Below are 15,050 nucleotides of genomic sequence, written 5' to 3' on the forward strand. Positions count from 1 at the left end.
CCGACGTCAGTAAGGGGAGGGCCGTAGGCGTCAGTAAGGGCGGCCGCGGGCGTCAGTTTGTGCCGATCTTCGCCAGCAGGTCCACGATCCGCGACTGCACCTCCGCGCTCGTCGAGCGCTCCGCGAGGAACAGCACCGTCTCGCCCGAGGCCAGCCGGGACAGGTTGGCCGGATCGATGTCCGCGGAGGTGTAGACGACCAGCGGGGTGCGGTTGAGCAGTCCGTTGCCGCGCAGCCAGTCGACGATCCCGGCCCGGCGGCGGCGTACCTGCATCAGGTCCATCACCACCAGGTTCGGCCGCATCTGGGCCGCGAGCGAGACCGCGTCCGCGTCCGTCGCGGCACGGGCGACCTGCATGCCGCGCCGCTCGAGCGTCGCCGTCAGCGCCATCGCGATCGGCTCATGCTCCTCGATCAGCAGCACGCGCGACGGATGCTGCTCGCTGTCGCGCGGTGCGAGCGCCTTGAGCAGGATGGCCGGGTCGGCGCCGTACGCCGCCTCGCGCGTCGCCTGGCCGAGCCCCGCGGTCACCAGCACCGGCACCTCGGCGGCGACCGCCGCCGTACGCAGTGACTGCAGCGCGGTCCGGGTGATCGGCCCGGTCAGCGGGTCGACGAACAGCGCCGCCGGGTACGCGGCGATCTGCGCGTCCACTTCCTCACGGGAGTTCACGATCACCGGACGGTAGCCGCGGTCGCTCAGCGCTTGTTGGGTGGACATGTCCGGCGCGGGCCACACCAGGAGGCGGCGCGGGTTGTCCAGCGGCTCCGGCGGCAGCTCGTCGTCGGGCGGTGGGGTGCGGTCGTCGACGATCTCGACGGCGCCGTTGGGCCCGTCCAGCGGCTCCGGCCCCTCGGTTCCCTCGTCCGGCGCGCCGATGGCGAACGTACGGCCGGAGCCCTGCGACGGGCCCACCGCACGCTGCGGCTGCGCCCCCGGTCCGGGCTGGGGACGGGGCTGCGCGCCGGTCTGCGGACCGGGGTGCGGCTGCGGTCCGGTGTGGGGCTGCTGGCCGCCGTGCGTGGGCTGCCCGGTGTGGGGCTGCGGTCCGGTGTGCGGATGCGCCCGGTTGTCGGCCGGCTGCGGCTCTGCCGAGGCGCCCTGGTCCGTCATCTCGGGCCGGGCGGCAAGCTTGCGCCGCCTGCCGCCCCCCGTGCTGGTGCCTCCGGAGGGCGTCTGCGGCTGACCCTGCGGCGGGCGTCCCTGCGGCTGGCCCTGTGCGGGCCGGCCCTGGGGCTGCTCCCCCACCTGCTGGGCGAACGGCACCCCCTGGCCCAGGGTGCGCACGCTGATCGCGCGCCCCTGGGTGGTGTCGGCGTTCGGCGGGGCCTCGGCGGGGAGCGGCTTTGGACGCGGCTGCGCGGGCGCGTCCGGCCACTGCGCAGGGGACTGCGCCGACTGCTGGGCCGGTGGGCGCCCGCTGGTCTCCGCGGGCTGCGGACCAGCCTGGGCCTGCTCCGGCGCCTCGCCCAGTGCGCGGCGGGCGCGGCGCCGTCCGGTGGGCGGGACTTCCTGCGGTTGGCCGCCGTTCGTGTCCTGGCCCCAGTTGGGCTGCTGCTCCTCGGGGGTGCGGGCGGCGGGGAGCGCGGGCATGCCCGACGCGGCGGGCTGAGGGCCTTGGGCCTGCGGCTGTGGCTGAGGCCGACGCGGGTCCTGGCCCTGCCCCTGAGCGGGGTCGGACGGCCAGCCACCGGGCCGCGCCGCGCCGTTGGGCGGTACGGGCTCGCCTCGTACGGCCAGCCCCCCGCCCTGCTGCGGCTGGGGCGCGCCGCCCCGCGCCTCGCGGGGGCCGTGCTGCGCGGGGACGAGCCCGGCCGGGCCGAGCTCGGGCGGCAGCGCGCCGGGCTGCGCCCGGTCGGCGGCGGCCGGGGGCAACGCGAAGGGGGAGCGGGCGAGGCCGGGATCCCCCGCGGGCTGCGGCTGGGACTGGGACTGCTGAGGTTGCGGTTGCGGCTGGCCAGGGGCCTGCGCCTGGTCGGGCGTCGGTTGCTCCGGCGCCTCGCCCAGTGCGCGGCGGGCGCGGCGCCGTCCGGTGGGCGGGACTTCCTGCGGTTGGCCGCCGTTCGTGTCCTGGCCCCAGTTGGGCTGCTGCTCCTCGGGGGTGCGGGCGGCGGGGAGCGCGGGCATGCCCGACGCGGTCGGCTGGGCGGGCTGCTGGGGCGCGTCGGAGGAGGCCGCGGGCAGGGCGAGGGCAGGTCGGCCGCCCGCGCCCTGCGCGGGGGCGGGTGCACCGGCGGCCTGAGGCCCGCCCTGCTCCTGCGCCTGGGCGCCGCGCCGGGCGCGGCGCCCCTGGGGCTGCTGCTGGGCCGGAATGCCCTGAGGCGGCACAACGCCCATGGCGGCGGGGCCCGTCGGCTGCGGACCGGCCGCTTCCGGTGCGCCGCCACGAGCGTGGCGATGGCTGCCGGTGGCGGCTCCCTCGGCGTTCTGGCCGGGGTTCGCGGCCGCGGCAGCCGCCGGATCCTCGTCGGGGTGGGGGCGCGCCCTGCGCCGTCCGGTGGGCCGAGGCGGGTTCGCGGACTCGACCGCGTTCTGCTGCTGGGCCGCGGCGGCCTCACCGACGACGGCGGGCAGCGCGGCGGGCGCGGCCGTCCCCGGGGCCGTCCCCGGGGCGCCCTGCTGAGCGGCGGTGCGCGGGTCGGCCGCACGGGGACCGGCCGTACGGGGATCGGTCGTACGCGGGTCGTCCTTACGGAGGTTGGGCGGAGGCGTACCGCCCTGCGTGCCGCCGCCCTGCGCGCCGTTCCCCTGAGTACCGCCGCCGCTGGTGTCGCCCGGCGTGTCGCTGGGGGCCGCACCGTGCCGGGCGCGGCGTCCGGTCGGGGTGTGGCCGGAGGCGTTGCCGCCCGCCGTGCCCGCACCGGCAGCCGTACCCGCGCCAGTGCCCGTGCCCGAGGTGCCCTGCCCCTGCGTACCGCCGCCCTGTCCGGCGGCGTCGCCGTCCAGGCGCTCCTGCTCGGCGGCGGCCGCCGCCGAGATCGGCACCTCCAGGACGTACGCGTGCCCGCCCATGCCCGGCATCTCATGGGTCTGGAGCACACCCCCGTGCAGGCGCACGATCCCGCGCACGATCGGCTCGTGTACCGGGTCGCCACCCGCGTACGGTCCGCGGACCTCGATCCGTACGACATCGCCGCGCTGCGCCGCCGCGACCACGATCGTGGAGTCGCTCGCCGTGACGCCCGAGGCGGCGTTGCCGGTGGAGTCGACCCCGGCGACGTCCGCGATCAGATGGGCGAGCGCCTGGGCCAGCCGCTCCGCGTCCACCTCGGCGTCGAGCGGCGGGGCGTGCACGGCGAACTGCGCGCGCCCCGGCCCGATCAACTCGACCGCGCCCTCGACACCGGCCGATACGACCTCGTCCATCGAGACCGTACGGCGGGCCAACTCCTCGCCGCTCGAGTCGAGCCGCTGATAGCTCAGGACGTTGTCGACGAGCGTGGTCATCCGGGTGTAGCCGGCGGCGAGGTGGTGCAGGATCTGGTTGGCCTCGGGCCACAGCTGCCCGGCCGGATCGTCGGCGAGCACACCGAGCTCACTGCGCAGTTGCAGCAGCGGTCCGCGCAGGGACTGGTCCAGCACGGCGAGCAGCTGGCCGTTCCGGGCGGTGGCGGACTCCAGCTGTGCCGCGTACCGCGCGCGCTCCTCGGTGAGCTGGGTCCGCAGCTCCTCCAGGGCCTTCGTGTGCTGGGCGGTCAGCCCTTCCAGCTCCTCGGCGTGCTGGGTGGTGAGGCTCTCGACCTTCTCGGTGTGCCGGGTGGTGAGGCTCTCGACCTCCTCGGCGTGCTTGGCCGCCATGGCCTTCTCGGCCCGCCGGTCGGTGAAGGTCAGCACGGCGCCCACGAGTTGGTCGCCGTCGCGGACGGGCGCGGTGGTCAGATCGACCGGGACCTGGCTTCCGTCCTTCGCCCACAGCACCTGGCCGCGCACCCGGTGTTTGCGGCCGGAGCGCAGGGTGTCGGCGAGGGGCGATTCCTCGTACGGGAAGGGGGAACCGTCCGGGCGCGAGTGGTGTACAAGAGAGTGAAGCTCCTGACCGCCCATGTCGCTGGCCCGGTAGCCGAGGATCTGCGCGGCGGACGGGTTGACGAGGACCACCTTGCCCTCGGTGTCCACGCCGATCACGCCCTCCGCCGCCGCGCGCAGGATCATCTCGGTCTGGCGCTGCTGACGGGCGAGTTCGGCCTCGGTGTCGAGCGTCCCGGTCAGGTCGCGCACGATGAGCATCAGCAGCTCATCGCCGGTGTAGCTGTACTGATCGGCGTAAGGAGTCCGCCCGTCCTCCAGATTCGCGCTGGTCACCTCGACGGGGAACTGCGCCCCGTCGGTGCGCCGGGCCATCATCCGGGTCGGCTTGCTGCCGTCCCCCTGTGACTCGTCGGGGCGCCGCATCGACCCGGGAATGCGATTGGGATCGAAGGAGGGGAGCAGATCGAGCAGACCACGGCCGACCAGGGCGGTGCCCGGGGCCTCGAAAGACTCCAGCGCGTGGTGGTTGGCGTTGACGATCGTGCCGTTGCAGTTGACCAGCAACAGCGCGTCCGGGAGGGCGTCGAGTATCGCCGCGAGGCGAGCAGCGCCTCGGGATGGCCTGCTGCTCACGACGACGCTTCCTCCCTGACTACCGCACCTTGCTGACACCCGCGGTCATTCTGCCGTCCCATCTGCGGAGTGTCTCTAGGGGAGTCTACGGGCACCAGCGCCGGACGCGACGGCGGATGAGAGGGAGGTCGCAGCGCGACGTACGCGTCTCGACGCACGCCCGGACAAACTTCACCGAGCTCTTCTCCTCTCACTCCCGGCCCAATCCCCAGGTCAGCTCCCAGGCGTGCGCAAAACGACGGAGAACCGATTCCATCGGGCGATTTCACACCCGTTGGTGCGGTTGAACCGGGCGTTGACGGGACGCCCCGCCCAGTGGCCCGTCACCCGAGCCGTGGCCGGCCCGCCGTACTGCCCGGTGCACATCGCGTCCGGCGACACCGGCGCGAACGGATCCCGGCCCCACACGGTCTGCGAGTCCAGCTGCGCACACGCGGCCCGCGCCCGGGGGTGCGTACCGCCGGTCGGGTGGCAGCTCAGCACAAAGGTCGCGGCGTCGTCGGCCTCACCGGTCTCACTCACGGTGACCACAAGCCGGTCGGCGCTCTCCCCGTCGAACGGCAGGGGCAGCGGCAGCGGCGTGGCCGCGGCGGGGGCCAGCGCGCCCGCGGTGGCGGCGGTCGTCAGCACGGCGGTGACGGCGAGGCGGTGCAGCAGGGGCATGGGGGCACTCCTGGTGTGATCAGTCGGGGGCGCGCTGCCCCCGCCCCCTCTAACGCGCCGCCGCCGCGCGCGTTGCTCCGCCGTAAGGGGCTGTGCTTGCCGTAAGGGATCTCCTCGGCCGTAAGGAGTGCGCTCCGCCGTACGGGCCGCGCTCCCCCTATTAGGGCTTTGCGATGGGCCCCGCCCGCCGAGTACCGTAGTCCGCGATTGGTGACATCCCACTGGGCTGTGACATCATCTGCACACGCCACCTCGCGCTCGCGCGAGCGACCGGTGTGTTGGAGGCTTCGCCTAGTCTGGTCTATGGCGCCGCACTGCTAATGCGGTTTGGGCCTTAAAGCCCATCGAGGGTTCAAATCCCTCAGCCTCCGCTCTCCGACAGGGGGCCCGCGCCTTGGGCGCGGGCCCCCTGCGTCGTTCCCGGACCCGCCATGAGTGATCACGCAACCACACCGTTGTCGGGCGCGACGCAAGGTGACTTTCCCGTGGCTTTCCGTAGCGATCGACCTCGCTCCTCAAGCGACTCGCGACGCGAAGACGGACTCCCGGAGGTCTCGCGAGGGCAATCCCGCAGGCCCCCAAAAATGGAGTTTCCGCAGGTCAGTGAGGGTGGAGGAAACGGATTTCGCCTGGCGGCGCAGGTCATGTAATGTTGTCCCCGCAACGCCGACCGGCAAGAAAAACCGCCGGGAAGCCAAGCGCTCGTAGCTTAACGGATAGAGCACTTGACTACGGATCAAGAGGTTGCAGGTTCGAATCCTGCCGAGCGCGCAGCAGCTCAGAGGCCCCTTCCAGTAATGGAAGGGGCCTCTTGCGTTGACCGTTGACGGCGGTCGTTGACGGCAACCGCCGCGCGCCTCGATCAGACGGCGACCAGAGCACCACCCGCGCCGTCATCATCGTCCGGGCCGTTGCCGTCACGCAGGGCATCACCGACGCGATCGATGGCGGAGCGCTGTGAGTCCAGCCGGACGAAGGTGTAGATGTCCATGGTCACGCGGATCGAGCTGTGCCCGAGTACTTCCATGATCATTCGGGCGTCGGCCCCCTGCTCGTGGAGCAGGGACGCGCAGGTGTGCCGGAGGTCATGAAAGCGGACGCGCCGGACCCCTGCCTTGTCGCACAGGAGGGTGAAGGCGCGGTTGAGGTTGCGCGGCTCGATCGGAGTGCCGTTCTTCGTGGTGAAGACAAGATCGCTGCCGCCGCCCTTCCACTTGTCTCCCGCCGCCAGCCGATCCCCGCGCTGCTGGGCACGGCGAGACCGGCCCGGCCGTAGTGTCCGGCGACGATGGGTTCGGCGACGTTGAGGACCAGGGTCAGCAGCCCGGACAAGTGCATCAGCCGAGTGGCGCCTTTGATCTGTTCGACGGGTACGCCGTGCAGGGACAGGTAGCGCAGGGCGACCAGGAGGCCGACGACGGACAGGTCCACCATCGGGGCGATCAGCGGTGCGATGGGGCCGGGGACGCCGAGGCGCAGGGCCAGGGCCCAGACGTTGCCGAAGGAGAAGACGAAGGCCAGGCCCGCGATGATGCCCATGACCACGGTCACCGTGCGCGGCGGGCAAGATCAAGCCGGGCGAACAGCTCCCCTCGCACCGCGAGCTGCAAGAGCGGTTCGGCATCGCCAACATGACCGCCCGCAGCGCACTGCGCGTGCTCCGCGAAGAGGGCTTGATCTACACCGTGCCGGGGCGCGGCAGCTACGTCGCCGACGCCATCGGCCCCGAAGGCGAACGAATCGAGCCCAAGCGCGTTGAGAGCCCCCGGACGGCATCCAAGACGGAGACGGCCCCGGCCAGCGCGGAAGCCGCCGGGACCCTCGCCGAAGCGCTCCTGGAGATCCGGGAACAGCTCCGCACCCTGAACGCGGAAGTCCAGAACCTCAAGCAGGAAGTCGCCGAACTCAAGTCGCGGTAGGAGTCGTAGGCCGCCATCGTTGACCTCAACCTAGGTTCAACTTCTAGTGTTTCCAGTCATGGAAACGGAACCCGAACGCCTTGATGTCTCGGCCCTGGCTGCCCAGCCCATCGCCTACTGGACATGGGCCACCACCCGTGTGCTTCTCCAACATGTCCGCAGCTCATTAGCTCGGGTAGACGTCACCCAGCAGCAGTGGTGGACGCTCAACTATGTCGATGCCGCCGAGAACGGCCTTACACGCGCGCAGGTCCGCGGCCGACTGGATGCGTTCCTGGACGAGGTGAGCCCCGAAGACATGGGCCACGCCGTTGACAGCCTCCTCCACCGCGAATGGCTCACCGCCGACGACGCCGACCGCCTGACCCTCACAGACGTCGGACGAGATGCCAAGGTCCGGATCAAGGCCCTCGTTGCCGAACTGCGCTCGGAGATCCACGAAGGCATCACAGACGAGGAGTACGCGGCCGCACTCACCATTCTCCAGCGCGTGATCCGCAATGTCGGCGGCACGGCGACGCCGCGTTGACGCTGGCGGGAGGGTGCCCGGTGGGTTGTGGGTGACTCGCTGAACACCCACTGATTTCCGCCACCTCCGAGCGAACCTCCTCCAGCTCACCGCGCAGGCGTTCAGTCATGGCCGCGATCTCGGCCAGCAGTGCCCGCTCCCGCTCGGTCAGCACCAGTTCCCCCTTGTCTGTTGCGCGTTGGCTGCGCGCACCCCGCATTGCGATCCTTCCTGGCTTTCCTTGCCCGAGCTGTTCAGAGTTTCTTTACTGGATCAAGGCGGCCCGCTTGCGCGGGCCGCGCGCGCTGGCGGCCCGTGGCCGCCGCCCGCTCGTGTCTGCCGCCCCGCTCAGCGGCGCCCCCGGGCCACTCAGCGCGCCACCCCACATCAGCGGCCCACCAACCGCAGTCAGCACCTGGAACAGCTCTCACAGAGCGCCTGCCGACCGCAGCGGGGCGCGCCGACGCAGCAGCACGGCCAGGACCAGGCGCCCGACCTGCCCGCCGTCGAGGGGCGGCTACCCACAGCGGTTTACATGGCCAACCGTCCGCCGACTGCGGCCATCGTCGTTGTGCGCGTAGCAGCGGCCAGCGGGGAGGGGAGGGGTGCCCGGCCGGGGGTATGTCGGTCGTCGGACCCGGTTCGATGTGGCCGGCCGCCGTACTGCCGCCGTCACGGATGCGGGCGCGTGAGCAGACCGAACCGTCCGGTCCTGGCGGGCGGGGAGCAGCTGCTGCCGCGCGGTGGCTCAGGCCGTCGTGGTCGCTCCGCGTCGGTTTCCATATCGCGGTGGCTGGCCTGCGTGTCGTCAACGCTCTGACGGCCGTCGCCACCGAGCCCGTCACCTCGCGTCTGCCTCGCACTCGTCCCATCCCTTTCCTGCGTCTGAACTCCTGTGGGAACAGGCGGAGTCGAAGCGAGCACGACAACCGCCCCGGTACCATCGGCACCGGGGTCCTGATCATGGACTCTCCGCCGGACCACCCCGCGCCTGCCAGGGTTTGAGGGGTGGTCCGGTTTCGCGTTTGTGGTTGTTGTGCTGGGCGGTCCGGCTCCCTTTCGCGCGTTGATTTGGTTGGGCGCGAGTGTGGGAGCCGGACCGCTGACGGCGGACGGTGTGGCGTCCGCCGTCTTCTCCCGAGGCGCAGTGTGTGACGTCGGTGAGGCGGGGGAGGTGCTTGCCTCACGGACACTGCGCCGAGGGGAGTGGGAGGGCGAGGGCTACCGGGTCCATCCCGGGGAACGGCAGCCCCCGCCCGGTCTCTAGGGCAGCAATCCGCCGCGCCACCAGGGGAGCTTTTGTCGGCCCGAGCGCAGCGGTACGTCTCTGCGGTGAAGCAGGTCGTAGAGCATCGTGTTCGCTATGCCGAACCGCTGCTGAATCTCTGTGACCCGCATGCCGTCCCGGTACGCGGCGATGATCTCTGACTCATGTTCCGTCCATTTCGGCGTCTGCCTTGCCATGCCGCATCCCGCCCTTCATCGCTTGGTCTGCATCCGAGCCAGGAGCCGTCAACACGGCCCATACCGACTTTCCGACCACTGGGCACGGGGTGACGCCCCACCGGTCCGCGAGCGCTTCGACCAGGACCAGCCCCCGACCGTGCGCCACTTCACAGCTCGGGTTCCTCGGCTCGGGCCGCTCGTCGGAGGCGTCGTGAACCTCGATCCGTACGCTGTCGCCCTCACACCGGTATCGCGTCTCGATCTCCTGACCTGCTGACACTCGCGTGTGGCGTATGGCATTCGTCAGCAGCTCCGACAGCACGATCTGCGCCGTGCCCTCGACTGTGACCAGACCCCAACCGGCCAGCGCTTCGCGCAACTCGGCGCGTGCCCGGCCGACAGAGCGTGGGTCATGGGCCCAATGGCCCACCACTTCACGCCCGTTCGATCCCGTCTGCTGCATGACCAGCAGCCTCGCAGGGGTGCGGCGCCGAAAACGACACCAGCGTGATTACCCACAGTGGGTAACATCATTGGGACACCGCGAGATCCGGCCAAGCGTTGCCCGCCGTCCTTCCCCGGAGTGCCGCTGATGCTCAAGAACGAGGAGCCGTCCGGGCTCCCGGCCCGCTTGTTGAGCGACCCCGAGATGATCGACGCTTGCCGCAGGCGTGATTTCCCACGAGTCTTCAGCTTGGCCAAGAGGCGCGGCGGATTTCATGCCTCACTGATCGCACGGCGCTGCGATTTGACCCCGAGCCGGGTCGGGGAAGTCATCAAGGGCGAACGGCAGATCAGGGACATCGGCGTCATCGAGCGCGTGGCTGATGGCTTACGCATCCCTGGTCACATGCTCGGGCTTGCCCGACGCGAATGGGAGACTCCCAAAGCACTGAGAGCCGACACTGCTCACGTTGAGCAGCACGGCCCCGTAGTTGTGCCAGGCCAGCGTGCCACGGTTGCCAGCGTGCTTCCCAGCGTTGACCTGGACAGCATCCTTGCCGCTGCTTCCGGGCCACGGCTCAGCCCCTCCACGCTGCGCGCTCTCCACGCCTCCATCGAGGACTACTGGCGCCGCGACGACCAGCACGGAGGCGAAGTACTACGCCCAGCGGTCGTCGGCCAGCTTCGCTATGTCATAGAAACCATCAAGGAAACGCCCGACGGAAGATTCCGCCGTGACCTGTACGGCATCGCTGCCGAGCTGGCGAGGCTCACCGGCTGGACCCACTTCGACGCCCGCCAGTACAGCCAGGCCCGTACGTACTTCGCCGAATCGCTGCAACTCGCGAAGGCCATCGATGACCGGCAGTTCATGGCGAATGTGCTGGCCTGCATGAGCTTGCAGGCCACCTATGAAGACAGGCCAGCCGACGCCGTAGCCCTGTCGGCGGCAGCTCAGGACACCGCCCGAGGGCGCGACGGGACACCACGAGTCATGGCCATGCTCGCGATGCGTGAGGCGTTCGCCCATGCCTCGACGAACAACCCCAGCGCGGCCCATGCCGCCCTCGCCGAGGCGCACCGCCAGTTCGAGCGGGCGTCAGGCACCGACTTGGACCCGGCATGGGTGACGTACTTCGATGAGCCCAAGCTGATCGTGGACACCGGCATCGTTCACAGCCGACTCGGCGAGGCGGCCACCGCCGAGCCGCTGATCGCTGACGTGTTGCGGCGTGGGCACGGGGGCAATCAGCGAGGGCGGGCGTTCCACGCCTTTTGGTTGGCCACAACCCAGCTCCAGCGGGGCAATCTCGACCAGGCATGTCACACGGCCACGGTCGCCCTGGAGAGTGCCGCCGCCGTTGGTTCTGAGCGTGTCACCGGTCATCTGCGTGAGTTCCAGCAGCGGCTTGCCCCATTCGGCAAGGAGCCCGCAGCCGTGACGTTCGAGGCGCGGCTGCGGGCCATGCTGAGCTGATCGTCAGCGAATTGACTCGTCCATGAGGACGTACAGCAGGCCGACGAGCGAGCCGCTGCTCACGATCTCGCGACGGTCGATCATGCCCCGCACCCGGTCCAGCGGAACCCATTCGATGCGGTCCGACTCGTTCTTTTCCGTCGGGGGACCGATGTGGGTAGCGCCATCCGCTCTGAAGACGTAGTGCTGCGAGTCGGTGATCCCGTTTGCGGGCTCAGCATAGATCAGTGGCTTCATGGGGCCAGGCCGCCAACCTGTCTCTTCTTCGACCTCACGCGCTGCGGCTGCTTCGGGGGTTTCGCCGTCCTCGATCAACCCCATGGGCAGTTCCCAGGCCCACGCATCTGTGATGAAGCGATGCCGCCACATCATCAGGATTTCACGTTGATCGTTGACCACGGCCGCCACCGCGAGGTGCCGCAGCCGCACGACGTGATGTTCCCAGCGCCGTCCATCCGGCTGCTCGACATCGACAAGGCACAGGTTCACCCATGGGTTGGTGTAGATCTGCCGTTCGCCGTGCGTCTTCCACTCCATCGACGCTGCCCCTCTCGCTCGTGGTCTCCAGCATCCCAGACGGCCGGCCCGGCTTGAGAAGGCAGAAGTCCCCGGACCATCGCAAGTCCGGGGGACTCTGGCCGAACCCACGAATCAAGAGTCTGGCGGTGGCGCCGACGCCCGCCGATCCTGTGGACCCCTGGTGGACCACGAGGCCCGCAGGAGGCAGTGAGAGGAGTCATTCGCGTTGGTGAGGGCTGTAGCAGCCGTCTTGAAAACCGCTGCGCTGCCTGCGCAGTATAGGTTTCCCCACTTCACCAAGCCCCGGCTACGCGCCGCTTCGGCAGGCTGCGCCAACACGCGCCCACCATGAGAAGGCCAAGGCGTGAGGAAGTTCCCGCGCAGACGCCGACGGGCTGGTCGGCTCCGACCTCCGTTATCGCTATGCTGAAGCTCCGGCCGCAGGAGCGTCACCGACACAGAGCGTTCCTGGGTCCGTAGGCAGGGGAGTAGCCCCAGCTCAAGGTGCAGGGACGCATCGCATCCAACTCCATACGTCAAGAAGGCAGCGTGTCGGGCATCGCCTCGGTTGATCACCGTTCATCGGGTGGTCGGTCCGAGCGTGTAGTTGCCTCCCACCGGCCCCCGTGTTCAGAAGGGGTCGGATTCGTGGAGACGGTTGGTTGGGCCGCAGCCGCCATCGCACTGGTGGCTGGCGTAGTGCACGTATTGGGCTATGCACTGGATCAGACTGTTGTGTTGGCCGAGAAGGCCACCAGAGCCCTAAAAGCTATGAGGCGGCTGAGGTCTGCATGGCAGGCGCCCGATGGGGGTGAAGGCCAGAGGTAGAAGCCTCCCGTGCACATGGGCGGCCCGGCGCGCCCAAAGCCGCTCCACCGCCCGCGTGCGCGTGAGCCGGTCTCATGGTGGTTCTCAATCTCACGAGCAGGGACACAGGGACACAAGCAGGGACACAGGGGCGCAGGCGGTGACGCAAGGAAGGAATGGCGGAGGAGAGAGAAGGATAAGAAGGCCGAGAAGGCTAAGAAGGCTAAGAAGGCTAAGAAGGACAAGAAGGCCGAGAAGATGAAGATGAGCGAGAAGACTAAGAAGAAGAGGGAGAACGACAAGGCCGAGAACACCGAGAAGAAGAAGGAGGGAAAGAAGCAGGGAAGAGCGGAGGACAGGGGGAAGAGAGGATGCCTGGTCAGCTATCCAGGTAGATCGATCGGCGGCTCGATCGATCGACTCGGCAGCGCGATGGCTGAGCCCCTGTCCCGCTTTCTCTGCCCGCCGGATGCAAGCCTTAAGAGTCGTTTATCGCGGCCTGGCCTTGGCATTTGCAAAATCGAGATGTGCTGGTACAGAATTTCGCTGTGTGGCGCGCTGCCGCACCTCTATAACGGCTGAGGCCACCCGCAACGTTTTCCAGTCCGCGCGGGTGGCCTCGGGCCCTACTGGATAGTTAGGAGCCACCCCCCATTATGGGACAACGGACAGAGGATGGACAGTCGCTTACTCCGCCGTGGGTGACCGGGGTCGCCTACACAGCTGCGCTTGCAGCTGGCGTCGTACTGATCAGCAGCGGCCAGGCCACCCCAGCTGAAGCATCCGGGTACGTGGCGCCGTTCCTCGTCGTCTATGAACGGATGATCTCGCGCCGATAGCTGCTGTACAGCAGCGGAGTACAGCAACCGTCGCGACCGCAGCCGACCCTGACCAACCTCAGGCGCCCTGTTGGCCAGCCCAGCAGACCTCAGCGACCGCCCGGCCCGTAGTTCGCATCGAGATGGTTGACGGCAACGGTGACGGCAACGACGGCACATGACGCCCGGCATCGGCCCACCGCGAGCACCGGACCGAGGCGCAATCGGACCCCGTACCAGCACCCTGCCCGAACCTACGGATCAAGAGGTTGCAGGTTCGAATCCTGCCGAGCGCGCAGCAGCTCAGAGGCCCCTTCCGATGATCGGAAGGGGCCTCTTGCGTATGCGATGACAGCAACGGTGACAGCAACCGCCGTGCGGCTCTCTCAGACTGCTGCCGGGACTCCGCCGAAGCCCTCACCGTCGTCATCCTCGTTGCTGTCACGCAGGGCATCGCCGACGCGGTCGAAGGCGGAGCGCTGCGAGTCCAACCGGACGAAGGTGTAGATGTCCATCGTCACGCGGATCGAGCTGTGCCCGAGCACTTCCATGATCATCCGGGCGTCAGCCCCCTGCTCGTGGAGCAGAGACGCACAGGTATGCCGGAGATCATGGAACCGGACGCGCCGGACGCCCGCCTTGTCGCACAGCAGGGTGAAGGCGCGGTTCAGGTTGCGCGGCTCGATGGGGGTCCCGTGCTTAGTGGTGAACACAAGGTCGCTGCCGTTGTCCTTCCACTTGTCCCCGGCCGCAAGCCGGTCTCCCCGTTGTTGGGCCCGGCGAGCCCGGAGCGCCGTCACGCACTCGCCGGGCAGCGCCACCCGGCGGGCCGAGCGCTGAGTCTTCGGAGCAGCGACCAGCAGTTCCCCGCCAACGCGCTGGAGCGTCTGGCGGATGGTGACTGTGCCGTCCGTAAGATCCACGTCCTTCCACCGAAGGCCGAGGACTTCCCCGCGTCGCAGCCCGATCCGTACGGCCAGTTCGTACGCCGCCCACATCCGATTGCCACGCGCCGCCGCCAGGAGCCGACGCTCCTCCTCCACGGTCAGCGGCTCTATCTCGCGCTTCGTGCCCATGCCCAGCTCGACGTTCTTGGCCACGTTGCGCGGCAGCTCGTCCTCGCGCACCGCGTGCTCCAGAGCGGCCCGTAGCAGCACCAGCAGGAACCGCACCGTCCGATCGGACGGGTACGACTCGCAGCACTTGCCCAGTGCGCAGCAGCGGCGTTTCCGCTCCGGGCGCGCCTTGTCCTTCCCCTGGGCGCAGCATTGGCAGGTGCGAGCGGTGGCGGCGAGGAAGGTCCGGATGTCCCGGGCGGTGAGCCGGGCCAGCTTCTTCTTCCCGAGGCCCGGAGCGAGGTAGATCCGCACGAGCGTTTCGTAGGCCGCGTACGTGGCCGGACGCACCTTAAGCCGAGCGACGTTGGCCAGCCAGTACGTCAGGAACTCGCCCAGGCTCAGCTTGCTCGTGACGACGGGGCGGCTGCGTGACCTGCTCGCCACCACCCGCACCGGCGCTGACCGGCACCGCATCGGCCAGCTCCGCTTCAAGTTCCTCACCTGGTGCGCGGACTCCGACATCCCCGAAGTCCGTCAGCTCGCCGTCACCGTCGACCGCTGGTGGCCCGAGATAGAAGCGTTCATCGCCACCGGCCACAGCAACGCCAAGAGCGAGGGCATCAACCGCATGATCGAGCTCACCGCTCGTGCCGCCCACGGCTTTCGCAACCCCGCCAACCAGCGTCTGCGCACACGCTGTGTCACCACCCGCCGAGCCCGCGGACACCTCCGCACCGCTCAACCTTGAAGACCCAACTTCTATACCTCTGAAGTTCTCTTTGGGTTCA

Annotated in this window: 12 protein-coding genes, 2 tRNA genes and 2 pseudogenes; 7 read left to right on the forward strand and 9 right to left on the reverse strand. The window is 69.5% G+C overall.

All coding sequences use genetic code 11. The annotated features are described in order from the left end of the window. Positions 1-52: 52 nt before the first annotated feature. On the reverse strand, positions 53-4,603 hold the full coding sequence (locus ACMTAK_RS26715; RefSeq protein ID WP_413808548.1) for a PAS domain-containing protein: 4,551 nt from the start codon (positions 4,601-4,603) through the stop codon (positions 53-55). A 213-nt stretch (positions 4,604-4,816) separates the two neighbouring features. After that, a complete protein-coding gene (locus ACMTAK_RS26720; protein ID WP_413808549.1) occupies positions 4,817-5,266 on the reverse strand; it encodes an SSI family serine proteinase inhibitor in 450 nt (149 codons plus the stop codon). Between the two features lie 280 nt (positions 5,267-5,546). Here ACMTAK_RS26720 and ACMTAK_RS26725 point away from each other — a divergent pair. Beyond that, a tRNA-Ser gene (locus ACMTAK_RS26725) sits at positions 5,547-5,637 on the forward strand. 327 nt (positions 5,638-5,964) lie between these two features. Further along, positions 5,965-6,037, forward strand: a tRNA-Arg gene (locus ACMTAK_RS26730). A 91-nt stretch (positions 6,038-6,128) separates the two neighbouring features. On the opposite strand, the gene ACMTAK_RS26735 is transcribed toward ACMTAK_RS26730, so the two are convergent. The 3 genes and pseudogenes from ACMTAK_RS26735 to ACMTAK_RS26745 form a co-directional block, all read right to left on the reverse strand. Beyond that, positions 6,129-6,299 (reverse strand): hypothetical protein, encoded by a 171-nt coding sequence (locus ACMTAK_RS26735; RefSeq protein WP_413813282.1) that lies wholly within the window; start codon positions 6,297-6,299, stop codon positions 6,129-6,131. 3 nt (positions 6,300-6,302) lie between these two features. Beyond that, positions 6,303-6,497: pseudogene (locus tag ACMTAK_RS26740) on the reverse strand (tyrosine-type recombinase/integrase); the annotation flags it as partial. 26 nt (positions 6,498-6,523) lie between these two features. After that, positions 6,524-6,805 (reverse strand): annotated as a pseudogene (locus ACMTAK_RS26745) (DUF2637 domain-containing protein); the annotation flags it as partial. Between the two features lie 29 nt (positions 6,806-6,834). Between ACMTAK_RS26745 and ACMTAK_RS26750 the strand changes: the two are divergent. Both ACMTAK_RS26750 and ACMTAK_RS26755 read left to right on the forward strand, forming a co-directional pair. Next, positions 6,835-7,185 carry a GntR family transcriptional regulator gene (locus ACMTAK_RS26750; protein WP_413812998.1) on the forward strand — a complete coding sequence of 117 codons (351 nt, stop codon included), beginning with the start codon at positions 6,835-6,837 and terminating at the stop codon, positions 7,183-7,185. A 58-nt stretch (positions 7,186-7,243) separates the two neighbouring features. Next, positions 7,244-7,714, forward strand: a complete 471-nt coding sequence (locus ACMTAK_RS26755) for a MarR family winged helix-turn-helix transcriptional regulator (RefSeq protein ID WP_413808550.1) — start codon at positions 7,244-7,246, stop codon at positions 7,712-7,714. Between the two features lie 1,242 nt (positions 7,715-8,956). On the opposite strand, the gene ACMTAK_RS26760 is transcribed toward ACMTAK_RS26755, so the two are convergent. Together ACMTAK_RS26760 and ACMTAK_RS26765 are read right to left on the reverse strand one after the other, a co-directional pair. Further along, positions 8,957-9,091 carry a hypothetical protein gene (locus ACMTAK_RS26760; RefSeq protein WP_257631798.1) on the reverse strand — a complete coding sequence of 45 codons (135 nt, stop codon included), beginning with the start codon at positions 9,089-9,091 and terminating at the stop codon, positions 8,957-8,959. A gap of 31 nt (positions 9,092-9,122) precedes the next feature. Further along, positions 9,123-9,602, reverse strand: a complete 480-nt coding sequence (locus tag ACMTAK_RS26765; protein ID WP_413808551.1) for an ATP-binding protein — start codon at positions 9,600-9,602, stop codon at positions 9,123-9,125. A 129-nt stretch (positions 9,603-9,731) separates the two neighbouring features. Here ACMTAK_RS26765 and ACMTAK_RS26770 point away from each other — a divergent pair, with 129 nt between their 5' ends. Further along, positions 9,732-11,060 (forward strand): hypothetical protein, encoded by a 1,329-nt coding sequence (locus ACMTAK_RS26770; protein ID WP_413808552.1) that lies wholly within the window; start codon positions 9,732-9,734, stop codon positions 11,058-11,060. Between the two features lie 3 nt (positions 11,061-11,063). Here the strand turns inward: ACMTAK_RS26770 and ACMTAK_RS26775 are convergent, their stop codons facing one another. After that, the gene (locus ACMTAK_RS26775) at positions 11,064-11,597 is read right to left on the reverse strand and encodes an NUDIX domain-containing protein (protein WP_413808553.1); all 534 of its coding nucleotides are present in this window, start codon (positions 11,595-11,597) and stop codon (positions 11,064-11,066) included. A gap of 819 nt (positions 11,598-12,416) precedes the next feature. Between ACMTAK_RS26775 and ACMTAK_RS26780 the strand changes: the two genes are divergently transcribed. Beyond that, entirely contained in the window at positions 12,417-12,968 is a 552-nt protein-coding gene (locus ACMTAK_RS26780; protein ID WP_413808554.1) for a hypothetical protein, read from the forward strand. A 622-nt stretch (positions 12,969-13,590) separates the two neighbouring features. Here the strand turns inward: ACMTAK_RS26780 and ACMTAK_RS26785 are convergent. Then, complete coding sequence (locus ACMTAK_RS26785) at positions 13,591-14,706, reverse strand: site-specific integrase (RefSeq protein ID WP_413808555.1); 1,116 nt, start codon at positions 14,704-14,706, stop codon at positions 13,591-13,593. On the opposite strand from ACMTAK_RS26785, the gene ACMTAK_RS26790 reads away from it, so the two are divergent. Continuing rightward, the gene (locus ACMTAK_RS26790; protein ID WP_413808556.1) at positions 14,672-15,010 is read left to right on the forward strand and encodes a transposase; all 339 of its coding nucleotides are present in this window, start codon (positions 14,672-14,674) and stop codon (positions 15,008-15,010) included. The genes ACMTAK_RS26785 and ACMTAK_RS26790 overlap by 35 nt on opposite strands. Positions 15,011-15,050 lie beyond the last annotated feature (40 nt).

Source organism: Streptomyces lacaronensis, assembly GCF_047337785.1.
In the GTDB taxonomy this organism is placed as follows: Bacteria; Actinomycetota; Actinomycetes; order Streptomycetales; family Streptomycetaceae; genus Streptomyces; species Streptomyces lycopersici.